We start from the raw sequence: 22548 nt of genomic DNA, 5'->3' as shown, positions 1-22548 counted from the left end.
GGACAGGATTATGAAGCAGCATTTTGCCAATTTAATTGAAGAAGAAGAAAGTGCTATCGATATGACCCCCATGCTGGATGTGGTGTTCATTATGTTGATTTTCTTCATTGTCACGGCTTCTTTCGTGAAAGAAGCCGGTATTGATGTGAATCGCCCTGATGCCGCTACTGCTGTGCAGAAAGATCGTGCCAATATTTTAATCGCGATAAGCGAAAGCAACGAAATTTGGATTGATAAGCGCCAGGTGGATGTACGGGCAGTGCAGGCCAACATCGAACGTTTGTACGCGGAAAACCCGCAGGGGTCTGTGGTGATTCAGGCGGACCAGGAGTCAAACACCCGGGTGTTAATTAAGGTAATGGATGCAGCCCGCTCGGCGGGGGTTTACGACGTTTCTGTAGCAACGGATGAAGAGTAAATGATGAGATTCCTGGCAGCATTACTGGTTGCAGCTTTTGTCACCATTGGTTTGTTTTACCTGATGCAGTCTTTGATCAGTGGTGGCGAAGGGGCAATGAGCGAACCGCCGCGAGGCAGCGTGCTGGACTTTGTGCGCACGCCTGAGCCTGAAGAGGTGCAGGAAAAGGAGCGCAAGCCTGAACGCCCTCCGGAACCCGAGCAGCCACCAGAGGATATGCCTCAGCCGCAAATGAACAATGATATTGCGGAAACTGATGGCGGCTCAGGTTATGACTTTTCGGCCAATATGGACAGCGGCGCAGACATTGGCAATGGCATGTCGCTGCAAGCAAGCGACGGTGAGTATCTGCCTATTGTGAAGGTTCAGGCAGCTTACCCTCGCCGGGCTTTGCAGCGTGGTATAGAAGGTTATGTGGTGGTGGAGTTTACTGTAACAAAGCAGGGTTCGGTGCGTGACCCGGTCGTGGTAGAAGCCGAACCTGAAGGAATTTTCGATCAGGCCGCAATGGATGCCGTTCTGAAATTTAAATACAAACCTCGGGTTATTGATGGTGAAGCGGTAGAAGTGGATGGTGTCCGCAACCGCATGACCTTTGAAATGAACTGATTGGGTGACTTATGAAATTTAAATTCATTGCTTTTGCGGCTTGCGTTTGCTGGCTGGCCTTTGCCCATCCGGTGCTGGCACAACAAACTGAGCGGGTTCCGGCGTTACGGGAAAAAGTGTACGGACAACTAGCCCGGGCGCAGGAACAGGCCGATAACGGTAACCTTGCCGAAGGTATTTCGATACTGGGTGAAGTGGCAGAAAAAGCGGATAGCATGAACAGCTACGAGCGCGCCATGATGTGGAACTTTTACGGTTTCATGTATTACGAACAGGGCAATACCAAGGAAGCGATCAACTACTTTGAAAAGGTGGTCAAAGAGTCTCCTATTCCTGAGTCGCTGGAGAAAAGCACCTTGTTCAGTTTGGCTCAGCTGGCCTTAAGTGATGGCCAGTTCCAACGTGCAATTGGCTTTTTAGACCAATGGGAAGGCCTTGCCGAAGAAGATGAAATGGGTAAAGCCTGGGTGTTAAAAGCACAGGCTTATTATCAGGCCGATAAACACCGCGAAGCTCTGCCTCTTATTGATAAAGCCATTGCCTCGGTTGATGCGAAAAATAAAATACCCGATGAAAACTGGCTGATTTTAAAACGCGCATTGCACTACGAGCTGGAGCAGCCGGATCAGGTTGCCAAAGTCATGGAGCGTTTAGTGACCAGTTACAGCAAGCCGGAGTACTGGGTGCAGCTGGCCGGTGTTTACGCGCAGTTAGAACAGGATGCGAAACAGCTGGCGGTGCTGGAAGCAGCACATCAGCAAGGTTTTATTGAAACGGGTAGTGAATGGCGTCAGTTAGCGCAGGCATACTATTTCAATGAGTTACCGTATAAAGCAGCAGAAAGCATGCAGGAAGCCATGTCGAAAGGCAAAGTTGATGCCTCTGTCGATAACTTGAAATTTATGGCTCAGGCCTATACTCAGGCGAAAGAAAATGAAAAAGCCATTAGCGCCTACAAGAAAGCGTCAGAAAAGGTTGAGCACGGAAACTTTGCAGCACAAATAGCTCAGTTGTATCTGGCTCTGGATAATAATGAAAAAGCGGTGGAATACGCTAAACAGGCCTTTAATAAAGGTGAGCTGGATAACGAGGGTAATTTGTATCTGGCTGAAGGAATGGCGCAACTGAACTTAAAACATTATGAGCAGGCGATTGAGTCTTTTGAGCAGGCAGCGGAAATTGAAGGAGCGGAACGCTCAGCCAAACAATGGCTTAAATACGCGAAAAGTCAGCATAAGCAGCAACAGCAAATGGCAAGCTTACAATAAACGAGTATTTATAACCTTATTCCAACAACAATGTCATTTGATTGACTAAAAAACGAAAAATAACTGTAATAATTTTTTCATTCATTATAATGTGCGCGAAATTTATACAGTTTTAACGTTTTTGGGTGAAGATAATGATGAATAAATACTCGGTTCCGTTACTGATTGCTGCCACCGCAGCCAGTTTTTCGGCTTTCGCTAATAATGATGACAGTTTAACGGTTTACGGTCGGGCAAATGTTTCGTTCCAGAGTAGTGACGATGGTTTTGGTTCAGAAACAGAGGTAGTAAGTAACTCATCGCGTTTTGGTTTCAAAGGTGCCAGTGAACTGGAGTCTGATTTAGAAGTCTTTTATCAAATTGAATTTGGCGTTGATTTAGCCGACTCCGATGATGAAAAAGACGCAGTAACTAACCGGAACCAGGTTGTCGGATTGCGCGGCAATTTTGGTAAAGTGATGATTGGCCGTTACGATACGTTTTTAAAAGATTCGCAGGGATCTGTGGATGCATTTAAAGATTATGAAGCTGACTTAAAAAGTTTATTCAAGGGTGAAAATCGAGCGGATAACACTCTGACTTATTACTCACCGTCTTACAAAGGTTTTAGTTTTGGCGTTACTTACGTAGCGTCAGAAAATGACAATGTTGATGACGGCTATTCTTTTGGCTTGTTATACGGTGACAGCAAACTAAAGAAAACCAATTACTACGCAGCATTGGCTATTGACCGCGATGTGGATAGCTATGACATTATTCAGCTAACGGGCGCGACTAAATTTGGAAAAACCCGTGTTGGTGTGGTTCTGCAGCAGTTTGAAACCATTAATGGCTCAAATGATTCTGACGGCTTCTTAATCAGCGCTGCCCATCCTTATGAGAACTGGGTTTTTAAAGCACAGTATCAGGCAATAGATGATGACAGCGACAGCGACGCGTCAATTTCCGTTGGTGCCGATTACTTCTTCAGCGGTGACACTCGCGTTTATGCCTGGTACACCGGCCGTGAATGCGACATCGCGTCTTACTCAACCCGCGGTTGTGGTGCAAACCCAGGCGTAGAGCAGGACTTTGTTGCAGTCGGCATTCGCCACGACTTTTCCTGGTAATCGCTTTCTTCTAAAGAAAAACACAAAAGTAGCCTGACACTTTTTGTCAGGCTACACTATAGCGGTCACTCTCAACCTATCTGTACGCTATGATCAACCTCGCTGTATTGGGGCTCTACTTACTCATTGGTTTTATCCTGAAGCGTACCGGCAAGTGCCCGGAAAATACCGCGCAAGTTCTTAATCTCTATGTTATCTACGCTGCCTTGCCCGGCGTTATATTCAGTAAAGTTCCGGCTCTGGAGTTTTCCACTGATCTGCTGATCCCAGTTGTTATTCCCTGGGTTCTTTTAGTCTTTAGTGCTGTTTTCATATGGTTGTTAGGGCGAGCCTTTAAATGGCCTCGGGAAGTGGTCGGCGCATTACTTATTTGTGTGCCATTGGGCAATACCTCGTTTTTTGGTTTCCCAATGATAGAAGCCTTCTACGGCAGTGACGCCATTGTCTACGGATTACTGTACGACCAGTTTGGTTCCTTTTTTGGTCTGGCAATTTACTCGACCATTGTTATCGCTTTGTACCGTGAACAGGACGATAAACCCACAGTGGCCAGTGTTACCCGTCAAATTGTGACGTTTCCGCCTTTTATTGCGCTAATTATTGCGTTGTTAACAAAGTCTCTGGTTTATCCGGAAGTTTTTCAGCGGCTCATTGATTCGTTGGCGGTGACATTAGTGCCGGTCATTATGATAGCGGTAGGTTTTCAGTTGAAATTCCGTTTGCCTAAGGGCAGTAAAACGCCATTAACTATCGGTTTACTGACTAAGTTGGTCTTAATGCCTCTTATTACCGTTGGCTTGTTGTATGGCTTCGGTTTTGACAGTACTCTGGTTCAGGTCACTATTTTTGAAAGTGCCATGCCGCCTATGATAACAGCAGGCGCAGTGGCTATTATGGCTGGGCTGGCGCCGCGTTTGTCGGCGGCTATGGTCGGTTACGGCATCTTATTTGCCTTTGTTTCCTTACCCATTGTTTACCAATTATTACAGTTACTCTCTGCGCATTGATATAAGAAATTTGACAGAGATGTGTCTAGATTCATAAAAGTGTCATATTCTTTCGTAATAATTGAAGCATCAGTTCATATTAGGGAAACAATGCATGTCACGTAGAATTCTAATAGTTGAAGATGAAGCGCCTATTCGTGAGATGTTGAGCTTTGTTATGGAACAACACGGTTATCAAGCTGTGGAAGCCAACGACTTTGACGCTGCTGTCGATAAAATTGCTGAACCATACCCAGACATGGTGTTACTGGACTGGATGCTTCCGGGCGGTTCGGGTCTGCAACTGGCAAAAAAAATTAAAGGCGATGATTTCACCCGCAATATCCCCATTATTATGCTCACGGCACGAGGCGAGGAAGAGGATAAAGTGAAAGGCCTGGAAGTCGGCGCTGATGACTATATTACCAAACCTTTTTCTCCAAAAGAGCTGATGGCCCGCATGCGCGCCGTTTTTCGCCGCGTTGCACCAACCGTGCTCGATGAACCGCTGGAAGTTGAAGGTTTAAAACTCGATCCAGTCTCGCACCGTATTTCGGTCGACGACAAAGGCATCGACATGGGGCCGACCGAGTTTAAGTTATTGCACTTTTTTATGACACACCCGGAGCGGGTATACAGCCGTGAACAGCTGCTGGACCACGTTTGGGGTACTAACGTGTATGTTGAAGACCGGACGGTCGATGTTCATATCCGTCGTCTGCGTAAAGCCCTGACCGAACATGGTTACGACCGTTTGATTCAAACGGTTCGGGGAGTTGGCTATCGTTTTTCAAGTCGCTAAGCTCAGGCTGATTTAATATGGACAGGAACTACTCTAACTGGCAGTCATTAACTCATCTTGCCTTATTCCTGCTGCCTTTTTTATTTATTGGCTGGCTGTTTGACCTGTTCTGGCCGGTCATGGCTTTGGCGTTATTAGGACTGGTTTGCTGGCATTATTACTATCAGCAAAAGCTCATTAAATGGTTGTGGCAAAGTCGCACTTTAATGCCGCCGTCTGCGCCGGGCAGTTGGTCTTATATTTACGATGGTATTTATCGCTCGCAGCGACGCAGTCAGAAAAGACGTAAATCTTTAGCTCGCTTATTACGACGTTTTCGTGAAGCGGCTGAAGCTTTGCCTGACGCTGCTATTGTGTTCCGTGCCGACGGTGCATTGCTGTGGAGTAATAAGCTGGCGCAGTTTTATTTCGGTTTGCGTTGGCCAGACGATGCCGGACAGCGGTTATCTAACCTGATTCGACACCCTGAATTCTATGCCTTCCTGAACGCCGGTAATTTTGAAGAAGAACTGACGATCCCTTCGCCCATTCGTGAAAGTCTGGACATTGAAATTCGCATTATGCCGTACAGCGAAGACCAGTTTCTTCTGGTTGCCCGTGACGTAACTCAGGTAAAGCGACTGGAGAACTTACGTCGTGAGTTTGTGGCAAACGTGTCTCACGAACTGAAAACGCCGCTGACAGTATTGCAGGGTTATCTGGAAATGATGGATGAGCCGCAACAGACGCCGCCAGCCATGCTGAAAAAAGCAGTCGAAAACATGAATGCCCAAAGTACCCGCATGGCCAACCTGGTCGATCAACTGCTCACGTTGTCGCGCATGGAAACGCCAAGCAACGATGTCTTTGACCACGAAGTTGATACGCCAGCTTTGCTAGAGCAGTTAGAGTCTGAAGCGAAGCGTTTAAATGAAACGAAACAACATAAGATTGAGTTTGACGTTGCACCTGTACGGGTTTACGGCAAAGAAAACTTGCTGCGCAGTGCGATGCAGAACTTAATAACGAACGCCATTAATTACACACCCGACGGCGGTGAAATAAAAGTCACCTGGAAAACCATAGCCGGCGGCGTTGAGTTTAGCGTGAAAGATAATGGTAAAGGCATTGCTGCAGAACACTTGCCGCGCCTTACCGAACGTTTCTACCGGGTTGAGGATGATCGCAACAGTGCCAGTGGCGGTACTGGTTTGGGGCTGTCGATAGTGAAGCACGCAATAGAACATCACAACTCGCAATTGGACATTAATAGCTCGCTGGAAAAGGGCAGTCGTTTTTCATTTCGAATACCGAGTGGACTATTAGTCAGCTAGTCATAAAATTTTCATATTGTCATAAAGCTGTCACATAACCGTCTTAAACTGACCACAATTCGAAAACAGTTCAATAACCTTTAGAGGTGAATACACTATGTTTCAATCAACTTTGAACAAAACATTAACCGGTTTAGTGGTTGCGGGTTCACTGGCGTTTAGCTCGTTAGCTGCGGCAACTGACGATTTACCAGAATACGAAAAAGTCAGCGGTTTATCAGGCAACTTATCTTCAGTTGGTTCTGATACCTTAGCTAATATGGTGACCTTCTGGAGTGAAGAGTTTAAGCGCAACTACCCAAGCGTGAACATTCAGGTTCAGGCGGCTGGTTCTTCAACAGCGCCTCCGGCCTTAACTGAAGGTACGTCAAACTTCGGTCCTATGAGTCGTGCAATGAAGTCAAAAGAAATCGAATCTTTTGAAAAACGCCACGGTTACAAGCCAACTCCGGTCCGCGTTGCCATTGATGCGCTGGCGGTATTCGTACACAAAGATAACCCAATTGAAGGACTGACTATTCCAGAAGTTGATGCAATATTCTCATCAACTCGCAAATGTGGCTTGAACGAGCAAGTGAACCGTTGGGGCGACCTGGGTATGGAAGGTGAGTGGACGAATCGTGACTTACAGCTTTATGGCCGTAACTCAGTATCCGGCACCTACGGTTACTTTAAAGAAGTGGGGTTATGTGACGGCGATTTTCGTTCAAATGTGAACGAGCAACCAGGCTCAGCGTCTGTTGTGCAGTCAGTCTCAACTTCAATTAATGCGATTGGTTATTCCGGTATTGGTTATGTGACGTCAGGCGTTAAAGCGGTACCTATCGCGAAAGCTGAAGGTCAGGAATTTATTGGCGCGACACCTGAGAATGCGTTGGCAGGTCAGTACCCATTAGCTCGCTTCCTTTACATTTACGTGAATAAGCACCCGACGAAACCTCTGGGCAAAGCAGAAGGTGAATTCCTACGCATGATTTTGTCAAAAACAGGTCAGGATATCGTCAATAAAGACGGTTACATCGGATTGCCAAATGCGGTGGTAGAAGCTGAACTGAAGAAGCTTGGCTTAGAATAATTTTCTCTAAAAACTGAATGGCCGGTAGCTTGCTACCGGCTTTTTTATAACTATTACTGCATTATTAAGAAAATATGACAGTGGTGTAACAATACTGTCATATTTTTCAACTAAACTGTTTGCAGAATTTTAGTAACGCGTATTCAAACCTGAGGTTTCTGATGGCATCACTGTCAGCTCAACAATTAGCCGCTAACCGGGGACGACTATTTAAAGATCGTGCCGCTCGCTATGGTGTCACTTTAGGTGGCATTATGGTGCTGGTAGCGCTGTTGCTTATCTTTTTCTATCTGCTTTATGTTGTTCAGCCTATTTTCGAGTCGGTTTCCTTAAAAGAGGAACAGAGCTTTTCATTGCCAAACAGTGATGATGTAGAAGCACTTGGCATGGAAGAGCAGGCCGAAATTGGCTACCGTCTAATGAAATCGGGGAAATTTGAGTTCTTCGCACTGGCTGATAAGTCCATCGTTAAGCGCAAGGCTGGCGATATCATCGACTCAAAAGAAGTGGTCCCTGATGACAAAATAACCAGCTTTGCCAGTACTCTGCCGGTCAACAAGCAGTACGCATACGGTCTGAGCGACGGTACAGCGATGGTGGCTCAGCCTAAATTTAAAGTGTCTTTTGCTGAAGACCCTGAAAAAGGCACACTTGAGCGCACGATAACGCCGCGTGTGGAGGTATTGAATAATGGCGAACCATTAGTTGTCGATGAAAGTGGTCAGGCTTTAGAAAAACTGGCTTACGAGAGTGACGGTGACACCATGATGTTTGCTGCTGTGCAGGGCGGCAATAATCTGCTTATTACTAAGTACGCAGCAGAAGAAAACTTTATGACTGGCGAAACGACATTAAAGCCGGTTTTTCATAAAGTGACGCTAAACGGTACTATCGATGACTTAATTGTCACCCCGGACTTACGCCAGGTTATGGCGCGTCGCGGTAACCGAATTCATGTATTCGATGTCGGAATTTCAGGTCAGGTAAGTGAGCGTGAATTAATGCTGGTTAATGCGCGTGAGCAGGGTAATGCCACGGGCCTCTATTTAATGGCCGGAGCAAGCTCTATATTGGTGACTCATGATACCGGGCTGGTAACACAGTGGTTCCAGGTATCGACAGATGAAGGTCGTCAATATCAATACATTCGCTCATTTGATGCTGGCTCGCCGGTTAAAGATATTGAAGTTGAATACTATCGGCGTACTTTTTATACCGTTTCAGAAAATGGGGAACTGGGTATATTCTATACGACATCAGAGGCGGACTTGTACCGGGGGAATCCTCTCGAGGCGAGTTTAGAGCATGTCATGGTCGACCCACGTGCCAACTACCTGATTATGCAAAGTGGTGATCGCTTCAGTGTGTTTGATATTAAGAACGAACACCCCGAGGTTACCTGGAGCGCTATGTGGCAGGAAGTCTGGTATGAAGGATACCCTGAGCCTGACTACACCTGGCAGTCGACCTCTGGTTCCGATGACTTCGAAGCTAAATACAGCTTGGTCCCCATTGCTTTTGGTACCATCAAAGCCGCAGCGTATGCAATGCTGTTTGCTGTGCCTATTGGTTTGGCCGCAGCGGTTTATACGGCGTACTTTATGTCTCCGTCGGTACGAAAATACGTCAAACCGACCGTTGAAATCATGGAAGCCTTACCGACGGTTATTCTCGGCTTTTTGGCGGGTCTTTGGCTGGCGCCGATAATTGAGAGGTATCTTCCGGGCCTGATAGCCGTTTTTCTGCTGGTGCCGTCAGCAATTATATTGACTGCATTCCTGTGGTCGAAGTTACCATCCCATATTCGTAACACCGTTACCGACGGACGTGCGGCTTTACTGCTCATACCTATCGTTATTTTGGTCGGGTGGTTATCGTTTGGCCTTAGCCCCTGGGTTGAGCAAGTGTTGTTCGATGGCAATGTGCGTGGCTATTTAACCAATGAGCTTGGTATAACCTTTGACCAACGTAACTCGCTGGTTGTTGGTATAGCGATGGGCTTTGCGGTTATTCCGACCATTTTCTCAATTGCGGAAGACGCCGTATTCAGTGTACCGAAACATTTATCGAATGGTTCGCTGGCGCTGGGCGCTACACCATGGCAAACCTTGACTAAAGTGGTGCTGCTAACAGCCAGCCCGGGAATTTTCTCGGCAGTTATGATGGGGCTTGGGCGTGCCGTAGGTGAAACCATGATTGTTCTGATGGCTACTGGTAACACACCCATCATGGACTGGAATATCTTCGAAGGTATGCGCACCTTGTCTGCAAATATAGCGGTCGAGATGCCGGAGTCGGAGGTTGGCAGTTCACACTACCGAATCTTGTTCCTGGCAGCCTTTGTGCTGTTCATATTTACCTTTTTCTTTAACACCATTGCTGAATTTGTCCGCCAACGTCTGCGCGACAAATACAGCTCGATGTAATTCCGGAACAGAGGTTTAATTCAATGAATACATGGTTTAAGTCCGGAAAGCCCTGGATCTGGTTAACCGCCGGTTCAGTCAGTATCAGCCTGATTGCGGTTATCGGATTGGTCATAATGATTGGCTGGCGTGGATTGTCGTTTTTCTGGCCCGCCGCCATTCATGAAATGTCGATCGAACAGGCTGACGGTTCAACCCGCACGCTCATTGGTGAAATTTATGAGAGCGAGTCGGTGCCGATATCACGAGTCAGTAACTCGGGTACCATCATGGATGGTTACGAAGAAGAGGAAGTGACTCGTTACCTGATGAAAATTGGTAACCGTGAGTACGTACCTCTCGATTTTGCCTGGGTGTTAGGGCCGGCGATTCGCAGCGATGAAACACCGGCTGAACTGGCGGTTATTGAGCGCACCAAAGATGGCAACTTCTATGGCTATCCAGTTGCGATTGAGCAGCAGGGGGAGCAAGTTGCGACAGAAGGCAACTTGCGAGAAGAGCTGTTTCAACGTATGGAACGAGCAGTCGAGCTGAATGAACAAGCAATGGCACTGCAGGAAGGTGAAATTGGCGCTATTAATTATGAGTTAACGCAATTGAACCTGCAACGCCGTGGCCTTGAGCTTAGCGGTACTCTGACTGAAGAAGCGATAAACGACATTGAACGCCGTCGTGAAGAGTTGCAGAGTCAGTATCTGGAGTATGAGAAAGAGCTGTTTGCACTTCGTGATAAAGCGGGACGCGATTCGCTGATCATGCGCGATATGCGTGGTGAGGAAATCAAAGTGCCTATGTACCGGGTGCTGGACGTTAACTTTCCTAATGACATGGGCTTTTTTGCCAAACTGGGCCACTTTTTCCAACAAATTGGCAAATTTGTGTCAGAGCCACCTCGCGAAGCGAATACCGAAGGCGGGGTGTTCCCTGCGATTTTCGGTACCGTATTTATGGTGCTGTTAATGTCCGTTATTGTCGCTCCGTTTGGTGTTATTGCGGCCGTCTACTTACATGAATACGCGGGCAAAAATGCCGTCACTAAATTAATTCGTATTGCTGTCATTAACCTCGCCGGGGTACCGTCGATTGTTTACGGCGTATTTGGTCTAGGCTTCTTTGTTTATATGGTGGGTGGTAGTCTCGATCAAATTTTCTACCCCGAAGCCTTACCGAATCCGACTTTTGGTACGCCGGGCGTTTTATGGTCTGCTGTTACTCTGGCGATATTGACATTGCCTGTGGTGATTGTTGCGACCGAGGAGGGACTTTCGCGAATCCCACCAGCATTGCGTGAAGGCAGCTTGTCTTTGGGTGCAACGAAGTGGGAAACCATTTGGCGTATTGTTCTGCCGATGGCATCACCGGCTATTATGACCGGTCTGATTCTCGCGGTCGCCAGGGCAGCTGGTGAGGTTGCACCACTGATGCTGGTTGGGGTCGTTAAATCGGCACCTATGCTGCCGGTGGACGGAAACTTCCCTTACTTCCATCTGGATAGAAAATTTATGCACCTGGGCTTCCATATTTACGACGTAGGCTTCCAGAGCCCGAACGTCGAGGCAGCCCGGCCGTTGGTTTACGCCACGTCATTCTTGCTGATCACCATTATTGTTGGTTTGAATTTAACGGCCATTGGCGTGCGTAACCACTTACGTGAAAAATACCGCTCACTTGAGCACTAAAGTTGAGCATGAAAGTTTTGATGAATTAGCGAAAAGGTCTGAACTTATGATTTCGGTAAATCCGAGTACAAGCAACTTAGAAAAGCTGGACTTACACAACTTGCCAGCAGAACAGACTGCTTTAGATATTAAAGACCTGAGTCTTTACTACGGTGAAGATCAGGCGTTGCACAATATTTCTATGCGAATTCCCAATAACCGTGTAACGGCGTTTATCGGGCCATCGGGCTGTGGTAAATCAACGCTTTTGCGCTGCATTAACCGCATGAACGATCTCGTCGAAATTTGTCGTATCGAGGGTCAGATTGATATGCACGGCCACAATATCTACGACAAAAATGTTGATGTTGCTGCTCTGCGTCGCCGCGTAGGTATGGTATTCCAGCGCCCGAATCCATTCCCTAAATCTATTTATGAGAATGTGGTTTATGGTCTACGCTTACAGGGTGTAAAAGACAAACGTGTACTGGATGAAGCGGTGGAAAAGTCCTTGCGCGGCGCGGCCTTATGGGATGAAGTAAAAGACCGGTTAAACGCTAGTGCGTTTAGCTTGTCGGGCGGTCAGCAGCAGCGAGTGGTTATCGCGCGCTCTATTGCCATTGAACCGGAAATTCTTTTGTTGGACGAACCAACGTCTGCTTTGGATCCTATTTCTACTTTGACCATTGAAGAACTGATCACCGATTTGAAAGACAAATATACGGTGGTAATTGTTACGCATAACATGCAGCAGGCTGCTCGTGTCTCAGACCAGACCGCATTTTTGTATATGGGTAAACTGATTGAGTACGCCGATACTGATACTCTGTTTACGACCCCGTCTGAGAAGCAAACAGAAGATTATATTACCGGTCGTTACGGTTAAGGAGAGTGTCATGGATAAGATGAATATGAACAAGCACATTTCCGGCAAGTTCAACGAGGAACTTGAGGCTGTGCGTAACCGTGTATTGAGCATGGGGGGCTTAGTTGAAAAACAGCTGCAGGATGCGTTGCTTGCAATTCAGAAAGGCGACGCCGAGCTGGCCGAAAAAGTACTGAGCAGTGACCATAAAGTCAATAAGCTGGAAGTGCAGATTGACGAAGAGTGCGTGCATATTATTGCTAAGCGTCAACCGGCTGCCAGTGACCTGCGTCTGGTTATTGCTATTATCAAAACCATTGCTGATTTAGAGCGTATTGGTGATGAAGCTGAACGCATTGCTAAGGTTGCAAAAGAAAGCTTCAACAACGATCAGCAGCAGCTGTTGGTGAGTCTGGAGAACCTTGGACAGCAAGTATTAAGCATGTTGCATAAAGTTCTGGACGCTTTTGCGCGCATGGATCTTGAATCGGCTTACGACGTGCATCAACAGGACGAACAGGCTGACCGTCAATATGAGGCGCTGACACGTCAGCTTATGACTTACATGATGGAAGACTCTCGCTCTATTCCAAAAATCATGAATGTTCTTTGGTCTGCACGTTCTTTAGAGCGTATTGGTGACCGTTGTCAGAATATTGCCGAGTACATTATCTTCTTTGTGAAAGGCAAAGACGTGCGCCATGTCTCACCAGAGAGCATGGAACGCACGGTTATGGGTAAAAAAGACTAGAATAAGCGCCGGGCGCGAATCGTGCCCGGAATGTCTTTCAGTTGCTGCAATACATCGGCACCGTTATCGCTGTCGATGTCCATCACCACGTAGCCAACGTCCTCATCCGTTTGTAAGTACTGACCTACCACGTTAATTTCGTTGTCACTGATAATGCGGTTAATGGCGTTTAGCATACCCGGCTGGTTTTTATGAATATGCAGTAGGCGTTGCGCTGTTGCGTGTGTCGGCAGGCTAACTTCAGGGAAGTTCACCGCAGAAAGAGTAGAGCCGTTATCGGAATAACGCACCAGCTTTCCGGCCACTTCAACGCCAATGTTTTCCTGAGCTTCTAAGGTTGAACCGCCAATGTGGGGGGTTAACAGACAGTTTTTCAGGCCGCGCAAAGGGGACAGGAATTCATCGCTGTTGCCTTTGGGTTCAACCGGGAACACATCAATAGCTGCGCCGGCAAGGTGCCGTGACGACAAGGCTTCGGCAAGAGCGTCGATGTCCACAACGGTTCCGCGCGACGCGTTAATCAGCAGGCTGCCTGGCTTCATACGCTCAATTTGGCGGCGGCCTATCATCCACTGAGTTTGCTCATTTTCCGGCACGTGCAAAGTGATGATGTCGGCCTGTGCCAGCAAGTCGTCCAGAGTGGGAACGGACTGAGCATTGCCCATGGGCAGTTTGTCTTCAATATCAAAGTAACGAATGTGCATACCGAGTTGCTCGGCCAGAACACTGAGCTGGCTGCCGATATGACCATAGCCGACGATGCCCAGTATCTTTCCGCGTGCCTCATAAGACTGCTTAGCTGACTTCAGCCAGCCGCCTTCGTGAGCTACAGCATTTTTTTCCGGAATGCCGCGTAACAACATAATAACTTCGGCTAAAACCAGCTCAGCAACACTGCGGGTATTTGAAAAAGGCGCATTAAAAACAATAACACCGTGCTTTTTCGCCGCTCCTAAGTCAACCTGATTGGTACCAATGCAAAAGCAACCCACGGCAATGAGCTTTTCGGCAGCGGCAAACACTCGGTCATTTAACTGGCTGCGTGAGCGTATACCAAGAATATGAGCGTCTTTAATTTTTTCGCACAGCTCGTCTTCATTCAACGACGTCTGCAGAATTTCCAGATTATGGTAGCCATGATGCCGAAACAGCTGAATGGCGCTTTCGTGAACGCCTTCCAGCAGCAAAACTTTGATTTTGTCTTTTGCCAGTGATATCTGCATTAGCCACTTACCTTCAGGGTTTGTACTCCGTCTTCACGAGCAATTAAAGCGATATCAGCGCCACGCTGGGCAAACAGTCCGTTAGTGACCACGCCGACAATATTATTCAGCTCAGCTTCAAGTTTCATTGGCTCCATAATATCGAAGTTATGCACGTCGAGGATCCAGTTGCCGTTGTCGGTGGTAAAACCCTGACGCCACACCGGGTCGCCGCCCAGTTTCACAATTTCACGGGCAACGTAAGAGCGCGCCATAGGAATCACTTCAACCGGTACCGGGAATTGACCCAGGCGGCCAACCATTTTGCTTTCATCTGCAACGCAAACAAACTTCCTGGCTACGGCGGCAATAATTTTCTCGCGGGTTAATGCACCACCGCCGCCTTTAATCATTTGGCCGTGCTCAGTAATTTCGTCAGCTCCGTCTACGTAAACGGGCACCTCCACAACTGAGTTAAGCTCAAACACTTCAATGCCGTGAGACTTCAAGCGCTCCGTTGAGGCTTCAGAACTGGATACCGCGCCTTCTATGTCATGCTTTCGTTCGGCCAGTGCATCGATAAAAAAGTTTACCGTTGAGCCGGTGCCGACTCCGACCACAGTGCCGTCTTCAATGTATTGCATAGCAGCTTCTGCTGCCGCTTTTTTGAGTGCATCAGCGTTGCCTGACATGAGCGTTTTTCTCCGTTTGTTTTTTATGCGCCAGTATAAGGAATTTGTTGGTTTTTATCGACGTTTCTTTACTTCAGAAACGCCAGTGCTTTGCCGGTGTGATCACTTCCGGTAATGGAATGTCCCAGCTTTCGGCAGGAATCCTTTCAAGCTGTTGTTCGTTATAGCTTAACCCTATAGGTGATAAGTTGGGTTGATAACCGTTATGCCATTGAGCCAGAGTACGATCATAATAGCCGCCGCCCATACCCAGCCGGTTTCCGTTTTGATCGAATCCGACAAGAGGCATAAGTAGTATCTGAATATCCGATAGTGGCACCACGTTCTGTACGTTTAATTCGGGCTCCTGAATACCGTACTTGTTCAGCGTCATAGGGGTATCAGGAGTATAGCGTAAAAACAGCAAATGACCTTTAGCAAACGGGTGAAGCACCGGCAAAACGGTGTGAAACTCCAGTTGCCACAGCTTTTCAATAACCGGAGCGGTTGGCAGTTCACCGTCAAAACTTTTATAGACGGCTACTGTGGTTTGCGCTGGTTGCAGATGGCTTAAACACTGCTGCAGTCTGTTGGCAACATCGTGCGCTGCCGTCTGTTGCTGTTCGGCGGGTAAATTGCGGCGAATCTGCTGTAACTTGCGTCTAAGGTTCTGTCGGGTCATGCTAGAGTCTGCTTTGAGTTAAACGCTGAAGAATATCCTGAGGATAACCGATGAAAACGATAAAAACGATAGCTTTAGCCATGGTTGCTATGGCCTTTACGGTTGCAGCCTATGCTGTGCAAGCACCACCAAAAGCCCCGGAACGTGACCGTGGCGAAGGTCCATACGAACGCCTTATTTTACGTGGCGGCACATTAATTAACGGTGAAGGTGCGCCGCCATTTGGCCCGGTGGATATTGTCATTGAGAACGATCGTATCGTGAATATTGTCAGCGTGGGTAACCCAGGCGTGCCAATTAAGCCGGAAGGGCGGCCTGAAGCGGGCGCAAACGACAAAGAACTGGATGTGAGCGGACAATATATTTTACCGGGCTTTGTCGATATGCACGCGCACATTGGCGGCTCGGCAAAAGGCATTCCGGCGGAATACGTGCTGAAGCTATGGTTAGGACATGGTATTACCACCATTCGTGAGCCGGGCAGCTTTAACGGTCTGGACTGGGTTCAGTGGCATGAAGAACGCGCTGCGGACAACCGCATTACGTCGCCGCGAATTATTCCCTACGTTGGTTTCGGACAAGGCTGGGATAAACCCATTTATAATGGCGAACAGGCGCGCGAGTGGGTTCGGTATATAAAAGACCAGGGCGCAAAAGGCATTAAGTTTTTCGGTGCCTCGCGTAAGGTGATGGAAGCGGCGCTGGACGAAGCCAACGAGCAGGGCTTAGGCACTATGATGCATCACGCGCAACTGAATGTGATGTCAATGAGCGCACTGGATTCGGCGCGCCTGGGCCTAACTTCAATGGAGCACTGGTATGGTTTGCCGGAGGCTTTGTTTGAAGAGCAGCGCGTGCAGGACTACCCGGCAGATTATAACTACAACAACGAGCAAAACCGTTTTGAAGAAGCCGGGCGTTTATGGAAGCCGGCGGCAGAGCCGGGCTCTGAAAAATGGAACGCGGTGCGTGACGAACTCATTGAACTGGATTTCACCATTAACCCCACCTTAACCATTTACGAAGCCTCGCGTGACTTAATGCGTGAGCGCCAGGCCATATGGCACGACGAATATACTCTGCCACGGTTATGGGACTTTTTTGAACCCAGCCGCTATGCACATGGTTCGTACTGGTTTGACTGGACCACGGACAACGAAATTGCCTGGAAAAAGAATTACCAGAAGTGGATGGCCTTCTTAAAAGACTACCACGCCAACGGCGGTCGCATTACGGTGGGTTCTGACGCCGGGTACATCTACAAAATTTACGGTTTTGGTTACATTCGCGAGCTGGAGTTACTGCGCGAAGCGGGTCTAAACGCGTTAGAGGTTATTCATGCGGCCAGCCTGGCAGGTGCCGAAGCACTGAACATGGAAGACGAGATTGGTTCAGTGGCCATTGGTAAAAAAGCCGATATGGTCATTGTGAATGAAAACCCGATGGATAACTTTAAAGTGCTGTACGGCACCGGGCATTTCAAACTAAATGACAATAACCAGCCCATGCGCACTGAAGGCATCCAGTACACCATTAAGGACGGTATTATTTTCGATGCTCAGCAACTGTTGCAGGACGTTAAAGCCATTGTTGCTGAGGAAAAGGCGGATCGCGAAAAATAAGGGTGGCTTCCCAAGGTGCCGCTGCTGGCTGTAGCCCTTGAACCCATTGGTTCAAGGCGGGGAGCAAATGGTATCTGCCGTAGGCTTCCCGGTTCAAGCCGGGCTTGCTCATGGCAGGCCAGTGATCCCCTTTTAATACAAGCATCGGCTCAGGGACATAAGCCTGCTGGCAAACACCCCAGGAAACCGCAAAAGGTTTACAATGTTGCTTTAGGTTGACCGTTAACGGTTACGTTGTGAGCGTTGCTCACTCATAGCCTGTTCAATGGTTGCCTGAAGCAACTGAATTTTCTCTTCCAGTTTAGCAGTTTTTGCAGATTGTTCATTCTGATCCTGAATCCATTCATGACACAAGTTCAGAGCTGTCATTACTGCTATCTGTTCCACGTTAGTCAGTTGGGTCCGCTCCTTGGTTTTTTCAAGCCTTTCGTTAAGCGCATCTGCCGCATGCTGTAACGCACTTTCCTGACCAACCGGACAGGCTACTTTGTAGTTACGTTCCAGTAATTTTATATCCATGGTTTTTGCGGCCATTCAAAGACTCCTTGCAACTGACTCAACAGCGTTGATAAGGGCATTATGGCATGAGCTACCGGTGTTTGTCAGCTAGCGATTACGTAAAGCCAGTGTTAGGATTAGGGCAAGATTAACCAAAGGCAGAATGTGAATGTCGACACGTTTTAATTATGACCGTTTAGTTGAGCTTTACGCACAATACGATATGACGCCCAGTGCGTCGGAAGTGCAGGGCATGTTAACCGGGCTAATAGCCACCGGTAGCGACGCCAAAAGCAATGAATTAATGATATTAATGTCAGACCTGGCATACGACGGCCAGGGCTTGCCTGTCGAGCTGGAGAATTTGCTGCAGCAACAGGCCGAAGAAATTGAGCACTCGCTGGGCGACGAGGACTTAGGCTACCGCTTACTATTACCTGAAGACACAACGCCGTTATCTGACCGATTAAGCGCACTGGCTGGTTGGGTCAATGCCTTTTTAGTGGGCTACGGTGTGAACCAGGAAAATATGACCAACTTAAGTGGTGACTTAAAAGAAGCCATTGAAGACATGGTCGAGCTGGCAAAAATAGAATTTACTGACGATGGTGATGAGGAAGAAGAACGAGCCTACACCGAAATTGTCGAGTATCTGCGTGTTTCAGCCATGATGTGCTACACCGAGTTAGGCCGAAAAGAGCAGCCCGCGAACCAGCCGCCCAAAACTTTACATTAATTACTGACGGAGTTGAGGTCGTTGATGAAAGACGTTATTCCGCAGGACGAATTTAACCAGCGCCGGCAGCAGTTATTGCAATTGTTGCCGGCAAATTCACTGGCATTGGTTGCCGCCAGCAGCGAAGTTACCCGTAGCAACGATACCGAGTTTCCGTTCCGGCAAAACAGCGACTTTTTCTATTTAACCGGTTTTAACGAACCGGACGCTGTCTTGCTGCTGATCAACGACAGCAACCCACGCAGTGTTTTATTCTGTCAGGACAAAGACCCAAAGCACGAAGTCTGGCATGGCTTGCGTCTGGGGTATGAAAATGCCGTTGAAGCCTTAGGTGTCGACAGCGCAGAAGACCTGGATACTTTGCCCGAGCGCTTACCCGAATTGTTGCAGGGCATTGAATCGGTTTTTTACCCTATGGGTGAAGATTCAATACTGGCCGAGTTAGTCAGTGAAGCTCGTGACGAAGTGAGTGTTAAAGCCAGACGAAGCGGCAAGCTGGCGCCTCAGAGCTTGTCTGACTTGAGGCCTAACCTGGATGCCATGCGTTTAATTAAGTCCGACGCAGAAATTGCAGTCATGAAAGAAGCGGCACGCATCAGTTCGGGAGCGTTTCGTCGCATTATGCGTTTTGTTGAAGACGGAAAGCATGAGTATCAGGTAGCGGCGGAGTTGCATCACGAGTTTGCTATGAACGGCGCTTTGCATCCGGCCTATGGCATTATTAGTGGCGGCGGTGCAAACGCCTGCATTTTGCATTACACCGACAACCGCGACGTACTGCACGACGGCGATTTGCTATTAGTGGATGCCGGTGCCGAATATCAGGGCTATGCCGCCGATATTACCCGTACTTTCCCGGTGAATGGCAAGTTCAGTGAGCCACAAAGCATACTTTACAACTTAGTGCTGAAAGCTCAGCAGGCCGCCTTTGCTGAAATAAAACCCGGCAGTAATCTGGTTAAGGCGAGCGAAGCCGCAGCGCGGGTGATTAGCGACGGTCTTACCGAGTTGGGTATTTTAACCGGTGATGCCGAAGAGAACTTTAAAGAGCAGCGCTGGAAAACCTACTTTATTCACGGATTAGGTCACTGGCTGGGTCTGGACGTTCACGATGTGGGTCGCTATCGCAACAGTGAAGGCGAGCCGGTTTCCTTTAAGCCGGGCATGGTACTGACGGTAGAACCGGGCATTTATATTCCGGAAGACGCCGAGGTTGATGAAAAGTGGCGCGGCATTGGCATTCGCATTGAAGATGACCTGGTAGTAACAGCCGATGGCTTTGACAACATGACCGCGGGCGTACCGAAAACCATTGAAGAGATTGAAGAATGGATGAAAAGCCAGTAACTCAGGCTGATGTGGTTATAGCCGGAGGCAGCTTAGTGGGTGCCTTAACCGGCTTAATGCTGGCGCAGCAGCGGCCGGACTGGCGTATTGTGGTGTGTGAACCACGCGCCGAAGGCCCGCCTGCTGACAAACGCATTATTGCGCTGGCAGCTGCCTCAGCAAAGCGCTTACAAAGCCTTGGCGCGCTCGATGGCATTGACAGCACGCCGATAAAACACATTCATATTTCTGATCGTGGTTTTGCCGGCGCAGCCGAATTACACGCGGAACATGAAAAAGTTGAGGCGCTGGGGCGCGTGGTTTCCGCTTCAGAGCTGGTGAATAACCTATACCTGAGTTGCCAGAAACAGCCTAATTTAAACTGGTTGTCCGGTGTGCGACTGGAGTCGCTGAAACAGCGGCAGGATTACGTTGAACTCACTCTGGATAACGCGCAGAAATTGCAGACTAAGTTGCTGATTGGCGCCGATGGCCAGAACTCGTTAGTGCGCGAGCAGCTTGAGTTAAAATCTGATACCTACGACTACGGTCAGTTTGGCTGCATTGCCACCTTAGACATGAAACAGCCCTTAGATGGCTGGGCTTTTGAGCGTTTTACCGAAGCCGGACCCATTGCTTTGTTACCTATGCAGAATTCGCAGGCCTCATTGGTGTGGAGCTTTACCGAAAAGCAGCGTGAAGCCGCCGAACAATGGTCAGATACCGAATTTTTACACCGTTGTCAGCAGGCCTTTGGCTACCGTGCAGGCTTATTTACCGGAGTGTCGAAGCGGGTTTTTTATCCTCTCATTTTACGCCGGGCTAAACGCTCAACCCATCACCGCAGTGTCATTATTGGTAACGCCTCGCATGCCTTACACCCCATAGCCGGACAGGGGTTTAATCTGGGCCTGCGGGATACCGAAGTGTTGTGTGAAGTACTGGCAACAACCGATGACCCCGGCAATTTCCGCGTTTTACAAGGCTACGAGCAGAACCGCGAACGCGACTATCAGGCCATTATTAAGCTGACCGACGGCCTGGTGCGTGGTTTCTCCAACCATTATTTACCCACCGTTTTGGGTCGCAACAGTGCGCTGATGTTACTGCAGCATTGTTCGCCTCTGAAATCCGCCTTTGCACGCTTAACCATGGGGATGCAACCATGACCATGAAACGCAAAAAGTTAGATGTTGTGATTGTCGGTGGCGGCATGATTGGCCTGAGTCTGGCGATACGCCTGGCTCAGCAGAACCGGCGAGTGATGGTGCTGGAAAGGCATTCGCAACCTGAGCTTTCTGAAGAGCTGGCTTTACGGGTGAGTGCGTTGAATGATCGCAGTCGCAGCGTATTAAAAGACTGCGGTGCCTGGCCTTTAGTGCAGGAACACCGAAGTGGCCCCTACCAGAGCATGCAAGTGTGGGACAAAGACAGCCCCGCTCATATTGAGTTTTCAGCAAAGGAAATTAACGCCGCAGATTTAGGCGCTATTGTTGAAAACAATGTTGTGGAGCACTTCTTGTGGCAATGTGCCGAACAGGCCGGTGTTGAGATTTTACAGACTCAGGAGTGGACAATGGTTCACGCCGGTGATGAGTCTCACCCCGCGGAAATAGAAGTTGGTGAGTGGTTACTGTCAGCTGATCTTATAATTGGTGCCGACGGTGGTCGCTCGAAAGTGCGTCAGTATGCTGAGTTACCAATTTCTTTCTGGGACTACGGACAGCAAGGCATTGTGGCGAACATTCGCACGGAACAACCGCATAATGGTGTGGCACGTCAGGTGTTTTTACCCACCGGGCCGCTGGCGCTTCTGCCAACGCCTGACTCTCATACGGCTTCTATTGTCTGGTCTGCCGATGAAGATCTTGCCAGAAAATTGCTTGATGAGCCGCCTGAGCGCTTTGCAAAACAGGTGGAAACAGAGTCAGGGCGGGTATTAGGTGCCTGTGAGTGTGTGTCTGATATAAAAGCCTTTCCGCTTAGAATGCAGTACGCCCGCCAATGGTATCAGCATCGTATTGTCTTGGCTGGTGACGCGGCTCACACTATTCACCCGTTGGCCGGGCAGGGCGCGAACTTAGGTTTTGGTGACGTGAAAGCCTTAACCGAGAAAGTTGAGGGTGTGGATTTATCTTCGCTGGCGCAATTGCACCGTTCCTTGAGTGCGTATCAGCGCGAGCGCAAAGCCGACGCTCAGTTAATGATAGCCGCAATGGAAACGTTCAAACGCGGTTTCGGCACAGCAAACCCAGTAGTGAAAGGCCTACGCGCACTGGCTTTCGCACTGCCAAACAAACTCACCTTTTTAAAACGCAAGCTAGCCGAAATCGCGCTGGGCACTGACCCCCAGAGCTAGGCGGCTGTGGTTGGCACCTATTGGTCAGGGAGACGCCCGTGAATACGTCCCTGTAGGGCTTGGGCGTCGCCATCCATGGCGCCGCACACTCCCTGACCAATAGGTACCAACCATAAGCGCCACCTATCTCAGCGGCTCAGCACCCACCAGATGTAGATAAAAGCCTGACGTT

The 22548-nt window shown here is 48.6% G+C and carries 21 protein-coding genes and 1 other RNA gene; 17 read left to right on the top strand and 5 right to left on the bottom strand.

Annotation, left to right across the window (positions count from 1 at the left end; genetic code table 11):
- Nucleotides 1-10 precede the first annotated feature (10 nt).
- The 12 genes from U0358_RS10755 to phoU all read left to right on the top strand — a co-directional run bounded on the left by U0358_RS10755 (nt 11) and on the right by phoU (nt 13280).
- Nucleotides 11-418, top strand: a complete 408-nt coding sequence (locus U0358_RS10755; RefSeq protein WP_011235344.1) for an ExbD/TolR family protein — start codon at nt 11-13, stop codon at nt 416-418.
- A complete protein-coding gene (locus tag U0358_RS10750; protein WP_322406249.1) occupies nt 419-1027 on the top strand; it encodes an energy transducer TonB in 609 nt (202 codons plus the stop codon). It abuts the gene before it with no gap.
- Between the two features lie 11 nt (nt 1028-1038).
- Complete coding sequence (locus U0358_RS10745; RefSeq protein ID WP_322406248.1) at nt 1039-2295, top strand: tetratricopeptide repeat protein; 1257 nt, start codon at nt 1039-1041, stop codon at nt 2293-2295.
- A gap of 134 nt (nt 2296-2429) precedes the next feature.
- Nucleotides 2430-3404 carry a porin gene (locus U0358_RS10740; protein ID WP_322406247.1) on the top strand — a complete coding sequence of 325 codons (975 nt, stop codon included), beginning with the start codon at nt 2430-2432 and terminating at the stop codon, nt 3402-3404.
- Nucleotides 3405-3493: 89 nt separating this feature from the next.
- Entirely contained in the window at nt 3494-4411 is a 918-nt protein-coding gene (locus U0358_RS10735) for an AEC family transporter (RefSeq protein ID WP_317497382.1), read from the top strand.
- A 94-nt stretch (nt 4412-4505) separates the two neighbouring features.
- Nucleotides 4506-5192 carry a phosphate regulon transcriptional regulator PhoB gene (gene phoB / locus U0358_RS10730; protein WP_011235339.1) on the top strand — a complete coding sequence of 229 codons (687 nt, stop codon included), beginning with the start codon at nt 4506-4508 and terminating at the stop codon, nt 5190-5192.
- Between the two features lie 17 nt (nt 5193-5209).
- Complete coding sequence (phoR, locus tag U0358_RS10725) at nt 5210-6505, top strand: phosphate regulon sensor histidine kinase PhoR (protein ID WP_322406246.1); 1296 nt, start codon at nt 5210-5212, stop codon at nt 6503-6505.
- A 97-nt stretch (nt 6506-6602) separates the two neighbouring features.
- The gene (locus tag U0358_RS10720) at nt 6603-7580 is read left to right on the top strand and encodes a PstS family phosphate ABC transporter substrate-binding protein (protein WP_322406245.1); all 978 of its coding nucleotides are present in this window, start codon (nt 6603-6605) and stop codon (nt 7578-7580) included.
- Between the two features lie 161 nt (nt 7581-7741).
- Nucleotides 7742-10006, top strand: coding sequence for an ABC transporter permease subunit (locus tag U0358_RS10715; protein ID WP_322406244.1), 2265 nt, complete (start codon nt 7742-7744; stop codon nt 10004-10006).
- 23 nt (nt 10007-10029) lie between these two features.
- Nucleotides 10030-11685, top strand: coding sequence for a phosphate ABC transporter permease PstA (pstA, locus tag U0358_RS10710; protein ID WP_322406243.1), 1656 nt, complete (start codon nt 10030-10032; stop codon nt 11683-11685).
- 46 nt (nt 11686-11731) lie between these two features.
- Nucleotides 11732-12550 (top strand): phosphate ABC transporter ATP-binding protein PstB, encoded by an 819-nt coding sequence (gene pstB, locus U0358_RS10705; RefSeq protein WP_322406242.1) that lies wholly within the window; start codon nt 11732-11734, stop codon nt 12548-12550.
- 10 nt (nt 12551-12560) lie between these two features.
- Nucleotides 12561-13280: a phosphate signaling complex protein PhoU gene (phoU, locus tag U0358_RS10700; protein ID WP_253618975.1), complete on the top strand. Its 720-nt coding sequence runs from the start codon at nt 12561-12563 to the stop codon at nt 13278-13280.
- Here the strand turns inward: phoU and serA are convergent.
- The 3 genes from serA to U0358_RS10685 all read right to left on the bottom strand — a co-directional run bounded on the left by serA (nt 13277) and on the right by U0358_RS10685 (nt 15835).
- Nucleotides 13277-14503 (bottom strand): phosphoglycerate dehydrogenase, encoded by a 1227-nt coding sequence (gene serA, locus U0358_RS10695; RefSeq protein WP_317497376.1) that lies wholly within the window; start codon nt 14501-14503, stop codon nt 13277-13279. The genes phoU and serA overlap by 4 nt on opposite strands.
- Nucleotides 14503-15174: a ribose-5-phosphate isomerase RpiA gene (gene rpiA, locus U0358_RS10690; RefSeq protein ID WP_317497375.1), complete on the bottom strand. Its 672-nt coding sequence runs from the start codon at nt 15172-15174 to the stop codon at nt 14503-14505. The genes serA and rpiA overlap by 1 nt, the downstream gene beginning before the upstream one ends.
- 73 nt (nt 15175-15247) lie before the next feature.
- Nucleotides 15248-15835 carry a 5-formyltetrahydrofolate cyclo-ligase gene (locus U0358_RS10685; RefSeq protein ID WP_322406241.1) on the bottom strand — a complete coding sequence of 196 codons (588 nt, stop codon included), beginning with the start codon at nt 15833-15835 and terminating at the stop codon, nt 15248-15250.
- 50 nt (nt 15836-15885) lie between these two features.
- On the opposite strand from U0358_RS10685, the gene U0358_RS10680 reads away from it, so the two are divergent.
- The gene (locus U0358_RS10680; RefSeq protein ID WP_322406240.1) at nt 15886-17457 is read left to right on the top strand and encodes an amidohydrolase family protein; all 1572 of its coding nucleotides are present in this window, start codon (nt 15886-15888) and stop codon (nt 17455-17457) included.
- Nucleotides 17458-17460: 3 nt separating this feature from the next.
- Here the strand turns inward: U0358_RS10680 and ssrS are convergent.
- Nucleotides 17461-17645: non-coding RNA, 6S RNA (gene ssrS / locus U0358_RS10675), on the bottom strand.
- Nucleotides 17646-17679: 34 nt separating this feature from the next.
- Nucleotides 17680-17991, bottom strand: coding sequence for a cell division protein ZapA (gene zapA / locus U0358_RS10670; RefSeq protein ID WP_317497372.1), 312 nt, complete (start codon nt 17989-17991; stop codon nt 17680-17682).
- A 133-nt stretch (nt 17992-18124) separates the two neighbouring features.
- Between zapA and U0358_RS10665 the strand changes: the two genes are divergently transcribed.
- Genes U0358_RS10665 through U0358_RS10650 form a run of 4 tightly spaced genes read left to right on the top strand, consistent with a single transcriptional unit; the run spans nt 18125 to nt 22376 of the window.
- Nucleotides 18125-18691: a UPF0149 family protein gene (locus U0358_RS10665; RefSeq protein ID WP_317497371.1), complete on the top strand. Its 567-nt coding sequence runs from the start codon at nt 18125-18127 to the stop codon at nt 18689-18691.
- Between the two features lie 24 nt (nt 18692-18715).
- A complete protein-coding gene (pepP, locus tag U0358_RS10660; RefSeq protein ID WP_322406239.1) occupies nt 18716-20038 on the top strand; it encodes a Xaa-Pro aminopeptidase in 1323 nt (440 codons plus the stop codon).
- On the top strand, nt 20020-21186 hold the full coding sequence (ubiH, locus tag U0358_RS10655; RefSeq protein WP_322406238.1) for a 2-octaprenyl-6-methoxyphenyl hydroxylase: 1167 nt from the start codon (nt 20020-20022) through the stop codon (nt 21184-21186). Before pepP ends, ubiH begins: the two co-directional genes overlap by 19 nt.
- The gene (locus U0358_RS10650; protein ID WP_322406237.1) at nt 21183-22376 is read left to right on the top strand and encodes an FAD-dependent oxidoreductase; all 1194 of its coding nucleotides are present in this window, start codon (nt 21183-21185) and stop codon (nt 22374-22376) included. The genes ubiH and U0358_RS10650 overlap by 4 nt, the downstream gene beginning before the upstream one ends.
- Nucleotides 22377-22548 lie beyond the last annotated feature (172 nt).

The organism is Idiomarina sp. PL1-037 (assembly GCF_034422975.1).
Lineage (GTDB): Bacteria > Pseudomonadota > Gammaproteobacteria > Enterobacterales > Alteromonadaceae > Idiomarina.
The sequence above is the reverse complement of the archived record's forward strand: the minus strand, read 5'-3'. Positions and strand labels throughout refer to the sequence as shown.